This window comes from Streptomyces sp. NBC_00996, assembly GCF_045162675.1.
Taxonomy (GTDB): Bacteria; Actinomycetota; Actinomycetes; order Streptomycetales; family Streptomycetaceae; genus Streptomyces.
Window position 1 is genome coordinate 3,029,988 of sequence record NZ_CP108723.1, and the last position, 13,435, is coordinate 3,043,422.

The 13,435-nt window shown below is 70.2% G+C and carries 13 protein-coding genes and 2 pseudogenes; 10 read left to right on the forward strand and 5 right to left on the reverse strand.

All coding sequences use genetic code 11. The annotated features are described in order from the left end of the window. Nucleotides 1-9 precede the first annotated feature (9 nt). Nucleotides 10-195: pseudogene (locus tag OG390_RS14290) on the reverse strand (SDR family oxidoreductase); the annotation flags it as partial. A gap of 46 nt (nucleotides 196-241) precedes the next feature. After that, nucleotides 242-322 (reverse strand): annotated as a pseudogene (locus OG390_RS14295) (short-chain dehydrogenase); the annotation flags it as partial. Between the two features lie 233 nt (nucleotides 323-555). Between OG390_RS14295 and OG390_RS14300 the strand changes: the two are divergent. After that, complete coding sequence (locus tag OG390_RS14300; RefSeq protein WP_406168014.1) at nucleotides 556-1,221, forward strand: TetR/AcrR family transcriptional regulator; 666 nt, start codon at nucleotides 556-558, stop codon at nucleotides 1,219-1,221. Nucleotides 1,222-1,362: 141 nt separating this feature from the next. Here OG390_RS14300 and OG390_RS14305 read toward each other — a convergent pair whose 3' ends face one another. Beyond that, entirely contained in the window at nucleotides 1,363-1,851 is a 489-nt protein-coding gene (locus tag OG390_RS14305) for a GNAT family N-acetyltransferase (protein ID WP_399078387.1), read from the reverse strand. Between the two features lie 72 nt (nucleotides 1,852-1,923). Here OG390_RS14305 and OG390_RS14310 point away from each other — a divergent pair, with 72 nt between their 5' ends. Continuing rightward, nucleotides 1,924-2,841, forward strand: coding sequence for a TIGR01777 family oxidoreductase (locus OG390_RS14310; RefSeq protein WP_406168015.1), 918 nt, complete (start codon nucleotides 1,924-1,926; stop codon nucleotides 2,839-2,841). Nucleotides 2,842-3,205: 364 nt separating this feature from the next. Then, nucleotides 3,206-4,597, forward strand: a complete 1,392-nt coding sequence (locus tag OG390_RS14315) for an FAD-dependent oxidoreductase (RefSeq protein WP_406168017.1) — start codon at nucleotides 3,206-3,208, stop codon at nucleotides 4,595-4,597. Between the two features lie 12 nt (nucleotides 4,598-4,609). Here the strand turns inward: OG390_RS14315 and OG390_RS14320 are convergent, their stop codons facing one another. Beyond that, entirely contained in the window at nucleotides 4,610-6,049 is a 1,440-nt protein-coding gene (locus OG390_RS14320; RefSeq protein WP_406168019.1) for a regulator, read from the reverse strand. Nucleotides 6,050-6,420: 371 nt separating this feature from the next. On the opposite strand from OG390_RS14320, the gene lipB reads away from it, so the two are divergent. The 4 genes from lipB to OG390_RS14340 all read left to right on the forward strand — a co-directional run bounded on the left by lipB (nucleotide 6,421) and on the right by OG390_RS14340 (nucleotide 9,617). Next, a complete protein-coding gene (lipB, locus tag OG390_RS14325; RefSeq protein WP_406168021.1) occupies nucleotides 6,421-7,218 on the forward strand; it encodes a lipoyl(octanoyl) transferase LipB in 798 nt (265 codons plus the stop codon). 127 nt (nucleotides 7,219-7,345) lie between these two features. After that, on the forward strand, nucleotides 7,346-8,311 hold the full coding sequence (gene lipA / locus OG390_RS14330) for a lipoyl synthase (RefSeq protein ID WP_399078397.1): 966 nt from the start codon (nucleotides 7,346-7,348) through the stop codon (nucleotides 8,309-8,311). A gap of 325 nt (nucleotides 8,312-8,636) precedes the next feature. Then, nucleotides 8,637-8,834 carry a hypothetical protein gene (locus OG390_RS14335; RefSeq protein WP_054229278.1) on the forward strand — a complete coding sequence of 66 codons (198 nt, stop codon included), beginning with the start codon at nucleotides 8,637-8,639 and terminating at the stop codon, nucleotides 8,832-8,834. Between the two features lie 81 nt (nucleotides 8,835-8,915). Continuing rightward, a complete protein-coding gene (locus OG390_RS14340) occupies nucleotides 8,916-9,617 on the forward strand; it encodes a DUF4191 domain-containing protein (RefSeq protein ID WP_406168023.1) in 702 nt (233 codons plus the stop codon). 67 nt (nucleotides 9,618-9,684) lie between these two features. Here the strand turns inward: OG390_RS14340 and OG390_RS14345 are convergent, their stop codons facing one another. Then, the gene (locus tag OG390_RS14345) at nucleotides 9,685-10,152 is read right to left on the reverse strand and encodes an RDD family protein (protein WP_406168024.1); all 468 of its coding nucleotides are present in this window, start codon (nucleotides 10,150-10,152) and stop codon (nucleotides 9,685-9,687) included. 199 nt (nucleotides 10,153-10,351) lie between these two features. Here OG390_RS14345 and glnA point away from each other — a divergent pair, with 199 nt between their 5' ends. From glnA to htpX, 3 genes are all read left to right on the forward strand, one after another. Further along, nucleotides 10,352-11,761: a type I glutamate--ammonia ligase gene (glnA, locus tag OG390_RS14350; RefSeq protein ID WP_399078403.1), complete on the forward strand. Its 1,410-nt coding sequence runs from the start codon at nucleotides 10,352-10,354 to the stop codon at nucleotides 11,759-11,761. 64 nt (nucleotides 11,762-11,825) lie between these two features. Then, entirely contained in the window at nucleotides 11,826-12,389 is a 564-nt protein-coding gene (locus OG390_RS14355) for a hypothetical protein (protein WP_406168026.1), read from the forward strand. Nucleotides 12,390-12,496: 107 nt separating this feature from the next. Further along, the gene (htpX, locus tag OG390_RS14360) at nucleotides 12,497-13,417 is read left to right on the forward strand and encodes a zinc metalloprotease HtpX (protein WP_406177658.1); all 921 of its coding nucleotides are present in this window, start codon (nucleotides 12,497-12,499) and stop codon (nucleotides 13,415-13,417) included. Nucleotides 13,418-13,435 lie beyond the last annotated feature (18 nt).

Below are 13,435 nucleotides of genomic sequence, written 5' to 3' on the forward strand. Positions count from 1 at the left end.
GCCCCTGGCTCAGAAGTGGGTGCCGCCGTCGACACGGACCTCGGTGCCGGTGATGAACCGGCCGTCCTCCGAGGCGAGCATCGCGACGACGCCGGCGACGGCCTCGGGGCCCGCGAAGCCCTCCCCGAGCGCCGGCGCCGGCTTGCCGAACAGGCTTTAGTCGGTGTCCTCCGGCAGCCCCGGCCCGAGGCTCTGCACCGGCCTCGCTGACATCGGCGGCGACGACACGGCCGCCCTCCGCCAGTATGCGCTCCACGGTGTCCTGGCCGATTCCGGAGCCGCCTCCGGTGACGAGCACGCGACGTCCTGCATAGCGGTTCACGGTGGGTCTCCCAGTCTTCCCGGCGCCGTACCGGCGCTCTCACGGCGGCGTTGCGGCGCACTCGCGCGTCGTTCCGGCGCACGCCCGGCGCCTCACCGGCTCTCTGAGCGGTCGGCGCGGGTTTCTCTCGACGGCGACCTGCTCGATGCGCCTACGCCGTACGCCGATGTGACACATTTTGCCATTATGGCGAAACATGCCCCCGCATACTTCTCGGGCGTACGCTTTCTCCCGTGACCCGCCAGCCGTCCCGCGCGCCCGAACCCCCCGCCCTCTCCCTGACCGAGCGTCGCAAGGCGGCGACCCAGCTCGACATCGCGCGCGCCGCCGCGGAACTCTTCACGGAGTACGGACCGGACGGCACCACGGCGGAGGACATCGCCCGCCGCGCCGGGGTCGCGCTGCGCACCTTCTACCGCTACTTCCGCAACAAGCAGGACGCCGTGGGCCCGCTGCTCGCCGCCGGGGGCGACCGCTGGCGCGCCCTGCTCGCGGCGACGGAGCCGGGCGCAGATTGGCCCCAGGCGCTGGAGAAGGCGATCGAGGAGGCGCTGTCCGCCCCGGACGAGCACGCGGCTGAGGGCCTGCACCAGACCCGCGCGCTGCTGCGGGCGGCTCAGGACGATCCGGCGCTGCGGGCCGTCTGGTACCGGGTGAACCAGGAGTCGGAGGAGCGCCTGATCCCGGTGGTCGCCCGGCTGGCCGGCGCCGACGCGGACCCTTTGCGGGCGCGCCTGGCCGCGGCGGCGGCCACGGACGCGATCCGGGTCGCCCTGGAGACCTGGGCGGAGACGGACGCGGCCGTCGAGGGCCCGGGCTCGCCCGCCGAGCTGGCGGTCCGCTGCCTGCGTCAGCTCATGGGCGGAATGGACCCGTTGCTCTCCAACGGCGATGGCTGACCGGGCTCCGCGACAGACGCCCGCACAGCACGCGCGAACGGAATGGACCCGTTGCTCTCCAACGGCGAGGGCTGACCGAGCTCCGCGACAGACGCCCGCACAGCACGCGCGGATCGATCGGTTCCACGACGTGCGGGCTGATCAGAGCGAGTGCCCCATGAGTACGTCATCCACGTACTCGCCCTCGAGCAGGAACTCCTCGGGCAGGATCCCCTCCACCACGAACCCCTCGGACTCGTACAGCTTGCGTGCCGGGGTGTTGTGCCCGAGGACGCGCAGCGTGATGCGCCGGGCGCCCTGTCGGCGGGCCTCGTCCTGTACGGCACGCAGCAGCGCGCGTCCGACCCCGGCGCCGCGCGCCTCGTCGGCGACGGCGAGTCCCTGGATCTGGCGCACATGGGCGTTGGAGGCGAGGGGGGTCGGGAATCCCAACCGGATGTAGCCGACCACCGTGTTGTCGATCTCGGCGACGAGATGGTCCCGCGGGCCGAACCGATCGCTGTAGAAGGGCTCGTACGGCGGCCGGGGGCGTGGCATGACGGCGTGCAGCGGGGACCAGGTGTCGCGGTCGAGCCGGCCGAGCGCGTCCTCGTCGTCGAGGGTGGCGGTGCGTATGTACGGAGCTGGCATGCGGATCACTGTACGGCGGCCGTACGGGTACCCGTCCCGCGAATTTCCCGGCCGCCCGGGCAGGATGGACCCATGAGCGACTCATCCCTTCCCCCCGGTTCCCGCATCGCGATCGCCGGTGCGTCCGGCATGATCGGCTCGGCGCTGGCGCGCTCTCTGGGCTCGGACGGCCACGAGGTGGTCCGTCTCGTGCGCCGTGCGCCCCGCACGAAGAACGAGGTCCAGTGGGATCCGGAGGCGCAGCGGATCGACGCGGCGGGGCTCGTCGGTTGCGCCGCGGTGGTCAATCTCGCGGGGGCGGGAGTTGCTTCGCGGCGCTGGACGGAGGCGTACAAGCGGACGATCCGGGACAGCCGGGTGCTGGGGACGGCGACGCTCGCCGCGGCGGTGGCGTCGCTGGACGAGCCGCCGCGGGTGTTCGTGAACGGGAGTGCGATCGGCTTCTACGGCGATACGGGTGAGCGGGCGGTGGACGAGTCCGCCCCGCCCGGGGACGGGTTCCTGCCCTCCTTGTGTGTGGAGTGGGAGAAGGCCACGGGTGCGGCCCAGGAGGCGGGCATTCGCACCGTCTTCGCCCGTACGGGGCTGGTGGTCGCCGGCAAGGGTGGGGCCTGGGGGAAGCTCTTTCCGCTCTTCAAGGCGGGAGTCGGCGGGCGGATGGGGGACGGTCGCCAGTACTGGAGCTTCGTTTCCCTCCATGACGAAGTGGCCGCGATTCGGCACGTCATCGACACGGAGACGTTGTCGGGCCCGGTGAACGTGACGGCCCCCGATCCCCTGACCAACCGTGAGATCACCGATGCGATGGGGCGCGTCCTCCACCGCCCCACCGTCTTCGCCACGCCGGCCCCGCTTCTCCGCCTCGCCCTCGGCGACATGGCCGGCGACATCCTCGGCAGCCAGCGCGTCCTGCCCACCCGTCTCCTGGAGTCGGGCTTCACCTTCGCGTTCCCGTCGATCGAGGGGGCGTTGCGGGCGGCCTTGGGCTGAGAGGTTCCTTCGCCCCCTCCGCCCCTGCCCGTCCCGTACCTGGGGGCTGCGCCCCCAGACCCCCGCCCAAAGACCGCGCGGTTCCCCGCGCCCCTTTCAGGGGCGCGGGGAACCGCGCGACAAGCCCCCACCGGTCCGCAGCCGAAAGACTGGTACGGGAATGGGCAGCGGCGGAGGGGGCGAAAAACCCATCCCCAACCCCCCGCCGGACAAGTACATGCACCCCCCATGCGCCCGTGCACGCCCGCCACGCGACTTCCCTCCGCCGCCGAGCTCCCACACCCTCGACCCCGAACTCGGGTATCCCAGACGCTTGTTGGGGGCATGACGTCCCCACCGGCCGCGCAACCTCGAGGAGGGGCACGTGCTAGAGCCCGCACGCCAAGCCGCGGACATCGCGGAGATCGCGGAAGACGTGGACGTCGTCATCGTGGGAGCCGGAGTAGCCGGCCTCACGGCCGCCCTGCATCTGACCAGGGCGGGTCTCACCACCACCGTCCTGGAAGCCGCCCCGAACGTCGGCGGCCGCATGTCCACGGAGAAGGTCGACGGCTTCCGGCTGGACCGAGTGGGGCGGCTCCTGTCCACCTCGTATCCCGAACTGCGCCGCACCCCGGTTCTGAACGCCCTGACGCTGCGCACGTTCTCCCCCGGCGTCCTGCTCCACAGCGACGGGCACCACCACCGCGCCGCCGCCCCCACCACCGCCCGGAGCGCAAGGGGCGCACTCACCACCGCGCGCGCCCTCGCGAGCGCCCCCCGCCTTCCGCTGGCCCGCCCCCAGCGTGGAACGCCACGCCCCGGCCCCCTCGGCGGCCCGCTCGACCAGTCGCGTCTCGCCACCTCCTTGGCCCGCCTCGCCACCACGCCACCGGACCGCCTCCTCGCACACCCGGACCGCACCGCAGCGCAGGCGTTGACCACTCGAGGCCTCCCGGCCCGCACGGTCGACGGTTTCCTGCGCCCCCTGCTCGCCGCGCTGCTGTGCGATCCGACGCTGCAGACGTCGAGCCGTTGCGCGGACCTCGCGCTGCACTCCTTCGCGACGGGCCGCCTGTGTCTGCCGGAGAGCGGTGCGGACACCCTCCCCGAGCTTCTCGCGGCGGAACTGCCGTCGGGCACGGTCCATACGGGCGTCCAGGTCACCGCGGTCTCCACGACCGCCGTGACGACGAAGGACCACGGCGAACTCACCTGTCGTGCCATCCTCCTCGCGACCGGAGCCCGCGCCGCCGCCGAGCTGTTGCCGGGGCTGCGCGTTCCCGCCTTCCACCCGGTGACGGTCCTGCACCACACCACGGACGAGCCCCCGCTCACCGACCCGGCCCTGCTCCTGGACGCCGACCGGAGCGGCCCGGTGTCGCACACCGCGGTCATCAGCCAGGTCGACCCCACGCGGGCCCCCGCGGGCCGCGTCCTCATCTCCTCGACCGTGCTGGGCATGCCACCGGCCGCGGCCCACCTGGACGCGACGGTCCGCGCCCAACTGGCCCGCCTCTACGGGACGTCGACCGCCCGCTGGGAACTCCTCGCCGTCCACCACGAGCCGGAGGCGGTCCCGGCGATGCCGCCGCCGCACGACCTGCGCCGCCCGGTACGGCTGCTGGCGGGCCTGTACGTGTGCGGCGACCACCGGGACACCAGCACCCTCCAGGGGGCGCTCCATTCGGCCCGCCGGGCCGCCCATGCCCTGCTCATGGACTTGGGCGCCCGGCCGACCCCGTTGGAGGAACCCTTGGAGCCCGCCGCGGCCTGAGCCGCCCCGGCCTCAGGCCAGCGCCGTCACCTTGTCCCGGTATCCGCGAACGGGCGCCGCGTCCTTGTAGGGCTCCAGACGGCGCTCGAAGTCCCGTACGTACTCGATGGCCCGCACCGACCGCATCTCCACCGCCTGTCCGGCGGCCTCCGCCGCCAACTGGCAGGCCTGGTCGAGCTCCCCGAGCCCGAGCCGTGCCGAGGCGAGCACCATGCGGCAGAACAGCCGGCTGCGCGCGTAGCCGGGCGCCCGCAGTTGCAGCGAGCGCTCGGCGTGCTGCGCCGCGGCCCGGAACTGCGACAGGTCCCGGTGGCAGTGCCCGAACTCGTCGGCGAGCTGCGCCTCGTCGAAGAACCGCGCCCAGTAGGGGACTTCGTCGCCGGACCGGGAAGCCTCCAGCGCGCGTTCGGCGCGGACGAGGGATGCCGTGCAGGCCCGCACTTCTCCCAGCACCCCGTGCCCGCGTGCCTCGACGGAGTGCAGCAACGCCTGCACCACGGGCGGCGCCGCCGATCCGACGCCCTGCTGGGCGACCCGCGCCAGCTGCACGGCCTCGCGTCCGTGGCCCAGGTAGACGGCCTGGCGGCTCATCGTCACCAGCACATAGGCGCCGTATGCCCGGTCCCCGGCCGCCTGCGAGAGCCGCAGCGCCTGGACGAAGTACCGCTGCGCGAGTCCGTGCGCGGCGATGTCGTACGAGGTCCAGCCGGCGAGCCGGGTGAGGTCGGCGGCGGCGGCGAACAGGCGCCGCCCGGTCTGCTCCCCGTACGCTCCGCGCAGCATCGGCTCGGCCTCGTGCTCCAGATAGCGGACCAGGGCCTGGCGGGCGTGGCCGCCGCCGTAGGCGTGGTCGAGGGCGCGGAAGAGTTCGCCGACCGAGCGCAGCGCGGCGATGTCGCCGCCGGTGACCTTCTGGCCGGGGCCGCGCTCGGTCTGGCTGCGCTGCCGGGGCACGGCGGGGCGTCCCTGCGCGGGGATGCGCGAGGACCCCGGGTCGCCGCGGCCGACCCGGTCGTCGGCCCGCCCGATCAGCCAGTCCCGGCTCGGGACGACGAGCCCCGCAGGGGTGAAGGCGATCTTGCGCAGTTCGGCGTGGCTGCCGGAGTCCTTGCGCCACAGCCCGCTGACGATGTCGACGGCCTCTTCGGGCGTGGCGGCGAACTCCAGACCGGCGTACACCGGGGCGCACGCGTCGAGCCCCAGGTCCTGCGCGCTGAGCCGGCGGCCGAGGCGTCGGGTGAACACCTCGGCGATGAGCGCGGGCGTGGTCCCGCGTGGCTGCTGCCCGCGCAGCCACCGCGTCACCGATGTCTTGTCGTATCTCAGGTCGAGTCCGTGTTCGAGGCCGAGCTGGTCCACGCGACGGGCGAGACCTGCGTTGGAGAACCCCGCTTCTGCGATGAGCGCGGCGAGCTGGCGGTTGGGGGTGCGCTGCGCGGGTCGTTCCGTCATCTGCGGTGCGGTCTCCTGCCTTTCGGGTCCCCGAGCGGCCTCGGGGAGGTGTGAGTGCGTCCCGCTTCGTGGGGCGACGTGCACCTCCCCGAAGCCGCTCGGTGCCCGGATTGCCTGTGAGCAGCCCTTATGGCCTCGTGAACGGCGCGAATGTAGCGGAGCGTAAGCACCTCATCGCACACTTCGACCTTCATTCATCCGATCGTGTGAGGATTGGCCCCAGAGCTGACGGTCATCGGCCGGACGTACAGTGGCGTGGGCGCGCTACGTACCTGACGAAGGGTCCCCAGGTACCAGGGCGAAAGCTTCTTTCGCGTGCCCCGCACGGGCACTGCCGTGTGCTCGACGAAGCTTCTAGGGAGGCGCTTGCCGTGAGTGAGTTGCGGTTCGTCCGCATGGGATTCGGTGCCGAGGCCGTCGACTACCAGGAGGCGTGGGACGAGCAGCGTCGTGTGCATGCCGCCCGTTTCCTGGACGAGGTTCCCGACACCTGTCTGCTCCTTGAGCACCCGCCGGTCTATACGGCGGGCCGGCGCACGGCGGACAACGAGCGGCCCCTCGACGGCACGCCCGTCATCGACGTGGACCGCGGCGGCAAGATCACCTGGCACGGCCCGGGCCAGCTGGTGGGCTACCCGATCCAGAAGCTGCCCCGCCCGGTGGACGTGGTAGCACATGTACGCCGCCTGGAGGAGGCACTTATCCGTACGTGTGCGGAGTTCGGCCTGGAGACCACCCGTGTCGAGGGCCGCAGCGGCGTCTGGGTGCTCGGCGACCCGGTCGAGCAGCGGCCGTCGCTGGGGGGTCTGTCCCTCGACTTCGACCTCCGTCTCCAGGACGAGGAGTTCGACCCACGGCTCAACGGTCCGGAGTATGCCCCGTCCAACGCGGGTCAGCGGCGCGAGGACCGCAAGATCGCCGCGATCGGCATTCGTGTCGCCAAGGGCGTCACGATGCACGGCTTCGCACTGAACGTGAACCCGGACAACGCCTGGTTCGACCGCATCATCCCGTGCGGTATCCGCGACGCGGGTGTCACGTCGATCGCCAACGAGGTGGGCCGCGACGTGACGATCGCGGACGTCCTGCCGGTGGCCGAGCGGCATCTTCGCGATGTTCTGGAGAACGCGGATCCGAGGCCACGGGTGGTGGAACGAGCCTCGGCGTAGGTTTCCGCTCCCGCGCAGAAACCGTGGGAATGCACCCCCGCTCCCCAAGGTTGCCCACCCCGGGGACCGAGTACCGCACGGGCGTACCCTGGTGTACGCCGAAGAATCGAAGTTACAGGGAGCCGATGTGTCCGCAGTCGCACCCGACGGACGCAAGATGCTGCGCCTGGAGGTCCGGAACAGCCAGACCCCCATCGAGCGCAAGCCCGAGTGGATCAAGACCCGGGCGAAAATGGGCCCCGAGTACACGAAGATGCAGAGCCTCGTGAAGAGCGAGGGTCTGCACACGGTCTGCCAGGAGGCGGGCTGTCCCAACATCTACGAGTGCTGGGAAGACCGCGAGGCCACGTTCCTGATCGGCGGCGACCAGTGCACGAGGCGCTGCGACTTCTGCCAGATCGACACCGGCAAGCCCGAGGCACTCGACCGTGACGAGCCGCGGCGTGTGGGCGAGTCCGTGGTCACCATGGACCTCAACTACGCCACCATCACCGGCGTCGCCCGCGACGACCTGGAGGATGGCGGCGCCTGGCTGTACGCGGAGACGGTCCGCCAGATCCACGCCCAGACGGCGGGCCGCGAGGCGGGCCGCACCAAGGTCGAGCTGCTCGCGCCGGACTTCAACGCGGAGCCCGACCAGCTCGCCGAGGTCTTCTCCTCGCGCCCCGAGGTCTTCGCGCACAACGTCGAGACGGTCCCGCGGATCTTCAAGCGCATCCGCCCCGGCTTCCGCTACGAGCGCTCGCTCAAGGTCATCACCGAGGCCCGGGACTACGGTCTGGTCACGAAGTCGAACCTGATCCTCGGCATGGGCGAGACCCGCGAGGAGATCAGCGAGGCGCTCCAGCAGCTGCACGAGGCGGGCTGCGAGCTCATCACGATCACCCAGTACCTGCGTCCCTCCGTGCGCCACCACCCCGTGGAGCGCTGGGTCAAGCCGCACGAGTTCGTGGAGCTGAAGGAGGAGGCCGAGGAGATCGGCTTCTCCGGCGTCATGTCGGGCCCGCTGGTCCGCTCCTCGTACCGCGCCGGGCGGCTCTACCAGATGGCCGTCGAGAAGCGGGGCGCATACGTCGCCTCGCAGGCCGTCTGAGACGGCGTACGACCGGTCCCAGGCGTCGCAGGACCGAGGCGGTCCGACACGCCGGACAACGAAAGCGGTGGCACTGAGTGCCACCGCTTTCGTGTGAATCGGCGCACAAGCAACTCCCTCCTCACTTCGGCTCGTTCGACGCGGTCCCAGCGTCCCCGCAGATGGGGACGCCGTTTGGAGCACATCGACGTGCGCCTCCGCCGCATCAAGGTTTCATTGGTGTTTGACCGGTCGGTCACGCCCTGGTAACACCAATCAGTGACCCTGGTCTTACTCCACGTACAGCCCCATCCCGAGCCGCCGATCCCGAGGGGGGACCTCCATCATGCAGGCCGCGCCCGTACGCGCTACCGCCATCCCGTCGTTCACCGATGCACTCCGTGCCGTCGAGTCGCTGCTCATGAGCAGCGGCCAGCGCACCGCCCGCCGCAATGCCTGGACCTCCGTCCTGGAGGACCGCCGCCGTGCCAAGGACAGGGTCGAGGCGCAGCGCGTGCTGGAATCGGTCGCGACGCGTTCGTGAGCGCCGCTCCCCCCGGTACCGCGGGCCGCTCCCCCAGTACTGCCGTCGTCGGCGCCTCCCGGGCCACGTAGACTTCGTGACATGGCGAGGAAGGAAACCGCAGCGGACGCTGCTGAACCCGGGCGACTCAAGCAGATCGCCCTGACTTACAAGATGACCCGCAAGGCCGACTCCAAGATCGGTCTTGTACTCGCGGCTGTCGGAATTCTCACCCTCGGTGTCTTCCTCGCGATCGGCTTCTTGATCGGCCACCCGGTCTATCTCGGCATTCTCGGCCTCCTGCTCGCCTTCCTCGCGACGGCGATCGTCTTCGGGCGCAGGGCCGAGCGCGCCGCCTTCGGGCAGATGGAGGGACAGCCGGGCGCTGCCGCGGCCGTTCTCGACAACGTCGGCCGAGGCTGGACCACGACCCCCGCGGTGGCGATGAACCGAAGCCAGGACGTGGTGCACCGGGCCGTCGGCAAGGCCGGCATCGTGCTGGTCGCCGAGGGCAACCCGAACCGGGTGAAGAGCCTGCTGGCCGCCGAGAAGAAGAAGATGGCGCGGATCGTCGCGGACGTTCCGGTGCACGACATTCTCGTGGGCACCGGCGAGGGCCAGGTGGAGCTCAAGAAGCTCCGCACGACGATGCTGAAGCTGCCGCGTGTCCTCACCGGCCCGCAGGTCACCGCGACCAACGACCGGCTGCGGGCGATGGGCGACCTGATGAGCAACATGCCGCTTCCCAAGGGTCCGATGCCGAAGGGCATGCGGATGCCGCGCGGCGGTCCGAAGGCCCGCTGACATCCCTCCTACGCGAAAGGGGGCGCCCGGATCTCTCCGGGCGCCCCCTTCGTCGTACAGACACTCTCTACATACGGACCTCGACCGTGCCCGCTACACGGTCGTGCAGGCCGCGGCCGTCGCGGTCCCAGATCAAGGCCGGGAGGGCGAGGAAGAGCAGGACCGTGCGCAGCAGGGTGCGCAGCGGGTTGACCCGGCCGGTGTCCAGGGACACCACCTTCAGGCCGAAGAGCCGCTTCCCGGGGGTGAAGCCGAGCGAGCCGACCGTGAGGATGATCAGCACGAAGAGGATGAGCGGCGCCCAGACCTGGGCCGCCCGGGTATAGCTGTCCGTGAGCAGCCCGTATGCGATCAACAGGCACAGGCCCCAGTCGACGGCGAGGGCGCCGAGCCGGCGCCCCGGGCGGGCGATCGAGCCCGGTCCCTGCTCCGGCAGACCGAGCTGTTCGCCCCGGTATCCGAAGTCGACACCGGCTTCCTCCGCGGCCGCGCGGGGTCCGGAGAGCCACGATCCGATTGCTTGCCTGTTGTCCACCCGCCCACGGTACTGCGCCCGTTTTGGCATGCGGACAGGAGGGGCCGGACCGACCCGGGTCGGTTAACTTGGGCGAAACAAATGGGTCACGCTTGAGAAATCCCCCGTCCCTATGGTCGGCTCCAGCGTGTGCCACCGCACTGGCCGCACGAACGAACTACCACCCCGGTCCACTGTGGGCGGGAGTAGGAGGAGCTGGATGTTCCAGAACGCCGACGAGGCCAAGAAGTTCATCGCGGACGAGGACGTCAAGTTCGTCGACGTCCGCTTCTGCGACCTGCCGGGTGTGATGCAGCACTTCACGATTCCGGCGGAGGCCTTCGACCCGGCCGAGGAGCTGGCCTTCGACGGCTCCTCGATCCGCGGCTTCCAGGCCATCCACGAGTCCGACATGGCGCTCCGCGCCGACCTGTCCACCGCGCGCGTCGACCCCTTCCGCCGCGACAAGACGGTCAACATCAACTTCTTCATCCACGACCCGATCACGGGCGAGCAGTACTCCCGTGACCCGCGCAACGTGGCGAAGAAGGCCGAGGCCTACCTCGCGTCGACCGGTATCGCCGACACCGCGTACTTCGGCCCCGAGGCCGAGTTCTACGTCTTCGACAGCGTGCGCTTCGACACCAAGTCGAACGAAGCCTTCTACCACATCGATTCCGAGGCCGGCGCCTGGAACACCGGTGCCCTCGAGGACAACCGTGGTTACAAGGTCCGCTACAAGGGCGGCTACTTCCCGACTCCGCCGGTCGACCACTTCGCCGACCTCCGTGCCGAGATCTCCCTGGAGCTGGCCGCCTCCGGCCTCCAGGTCGAGCGCCAGCACCACGAGGTGGGCACCGCCGGCCAGGCCGAGATCAACTACAAGTTCAACACGCTGCTCGCCGCGGCCGACGACCTCCAGCTCTTCAAGTACATCGTGAAGAACGTCGCCTGGCGCAACGGCAAGACCGCGACCTTCATGCCGAAGCCGATCTTCGGTGACAACGGCTCGGGCATGCACGTCCACCAGTCGCTGTGGAGCAACGGCGATCCGCTGTTCTACGACGAGGCCGGCTACGCGGGCCTGTCGGACACCGCCCGCTTCTACATCGGCGGCATCCTCAAGCACGCCCCCTCGCTGCTCGCCTTCACGAACCCGACGGTGAACTCGTACCACCGCCTGGTCCCCGGCTTCGAGGCCCCGGTCAACCTGGTGTACTCGCAGCGCAACCGCTCCGCGGCCATGCGTATCCCGATCACCGGCTCGAACCCGAAGGCCAAGCGCGTCGAGTTCCGCGCGCCCGACTCCTCCGGCAACCCGTACCTGGCCTTCTCGGCACTGCTGCTCGCCGGCCTCGACGGCATCAAGAACAAGATCGAGCCGGCCGAGCCGATCGACAAGGACCTCTACGAGCTGGCTCCCGAGGAGCACGCGGGCGTCGCACAGGTCCCGACCTCGCTCCCGGCCGTCCTCGACCGCCTCGAGGCCGACCACGAGTTCCTCCTCGCGGGCGACGTCTTCACGTCCGACCTGATCGAGACGTGGATCGACTACAAGCGCACCAACGAGATCGCCCCGCTGCAGCTGCGCCCGCACCCGCACGAGTTCGAGCTCTACTACGACGTGTAAGAACGTCGCAGCAGCCGTACGACGTCGGCCGCGTCCTTCCTCCGGGAGGGGCGCGGCCGATGTGTTGTCCGGGTCACGACTGACGCCCGCGGCCATCGGGAAGGACTATGACCTCAAGGGCATCGTGGGGGGGCAGCCGGTGAATTCGGACACGGTCACGGCCATAGCGGCGACAGCGATAGCGCTCGGCTCACTCTGGACCAGTTACGCACAGACCAGAGCCACCCGGGTACACAACCGCCAATCCGTCAGACCCCTGCTCCAGCTGCGCCACACCAAGAAGTACGACGACCACAAGGCAGGCCTCCGAGTCGTGAACGCGGGCCTCGGGCCGGCCATAGTGACGAACACGGTGGTGCGGCTGGACGGTGTGGAGATCGGGCAGTGGAACATCCAGACCATTGACCGCATCACCGCACCCCTGCCGGTGTGGCCCAAGACGTACACCCTGCGAGCGGGTGCGGTCGTCCTCGCAGGGCAGTCCACGTTCTTGTTCTACCTGGAGCATTTCAGCGAGGACGAGCACGACTGGTTCTGGGATCTCGTCGCCCGACGACTGGTGGTCGAGGTCACCTACGAGTCCCTGTACGGCGGCGAGAACTTCAAGGCGGTCCCGCCCAGGTCCTGACACCGGCCGTTCTTTGCCTGCCGTGGAGCCTTTCGGGCCCTGTTCATTGGACATCGCGGGCGCACAATGGAAGGCGGGACGAGTGCCTGAGTGCGGGGTGATGCATGATGCAGAGCCGGTTCCGGAGTGATCGGCAGCTGACCGTGCGGATGACGGTCACGTTGTTTCTGCTCGGATTGCTGTACGTGGCGTTCGTCGCCGCGCTGATCGTGCTGCTGAAGTCCTGGGTGCTGGTCGTCGTGGTCGCGGCCGGAGTGCTCGGCGCGCAGTACTGGTTCTCGGACCGGATCGCGCTGTATGCGATGCACGGGCGGATCGTGGAGCGGGAGGAGTATCCACAGCTCCACGGGGTCGTCGATCGACTGTGCGCGGTCGCTGACATGCCCAAGCCGCTGGTGGCCGTGTCCGACCTGGACATGCCGAACGCGTTCGCGACCGGGCGCAATGCCGATCATGCCGTGCTGTGCGTGACGACCGGGCTGCTGCGGCGGCTCCAGCCCGATGAGCTCGAAGGTGTGCTGGCGCACGAGCTGTCGCATGTGGCGCACAAGGATGTCGCCGTGATCACCGTGGCGTCGTTCCTCGGGGTGCTCGCCGGGCTGATCGTGCGGTTCGCCTTCTACTCGCAGCTCTTCGGCGGGGGTCGGAGGGATCAGAACACGGCCATCGTGTTCGTGGCCGTCATGAGTGTCTCCGCGGCCGTGTACGCGATCAGTTTCGTGCTCATCCGGGCGCTGTCCCGGTATCGGGAGCTGGCCGCCGACCGGGCCGCGGCGCTGCTCACCGGGCGGCCCTCGGCACTGGCGTCCGCGCTGACCAAGGTCACCGGGGACATCGGGCGGATTCCGACCAAGGACCTGCGGACGGCGCAGGCGTTCAACGCCTTCTACTTCACGCCCGCCTTCGGTGCCGAGCCGGGCATCTCCAAGCTGTTCTCCACCCACCCGAGCCTGGAGCAGCGGCTCGAACAACTGGCCCGCATCTCCGCCGAGTTGGGTGAGGCGGCGACCCCCGGAAACGCCGTCTGACTCCCCCGGAAAGGCCAT

Coding starts and splice junctions, on each gene's coding strand:
- glnA (WP_399078403.1), top strand. CDS start 10,352: ATGTTCCAGAACGCCGACGAGGCCAAGAAGTTCATCGCGGACGAGGAC.
- OG390_RS14340 (WP_406168023.1), top strand. CDS start 8,916: ATGGCGAGGAAGGAAACCGCAGCGGACGCTGCTGAACCCGGGCGACTC.
- OG390_RS14320 (WP_406168019.1), bottom strand. CDS start 6,049: ATGACGGAACGACCCGCGCAGCGCACCCCCAACCGCCAGCTCGCCGCG.
- OG390_RS14310 (WP_406168015.1), top strand. CDS start 1,924: ATGAGCGACTCATCCCTTCCCCCCGGTTCCCGCATCGCGATCGCCGGT.
- OG390_RS14305 (WP_399078387.1), bottom strand. CDS start 1,851: ATGCCAGCTCCGTACATACGCACCGCCACCCTCGACGACGAGGACGCG.
- htpX (WP_406177658.1), top strand. CDS start 12,497: ATGCAGAGCCGGTTCCGGAGTGATCGGCAGCTGACCGTGCGGATGACG.
- OG390_RS14335 (WP_054229278.1), top strand. CDS start 8,637: ATGCAGGCCGCGCCCGTACGCGCTACCGCCATCCCGTCGTTCACCGAT.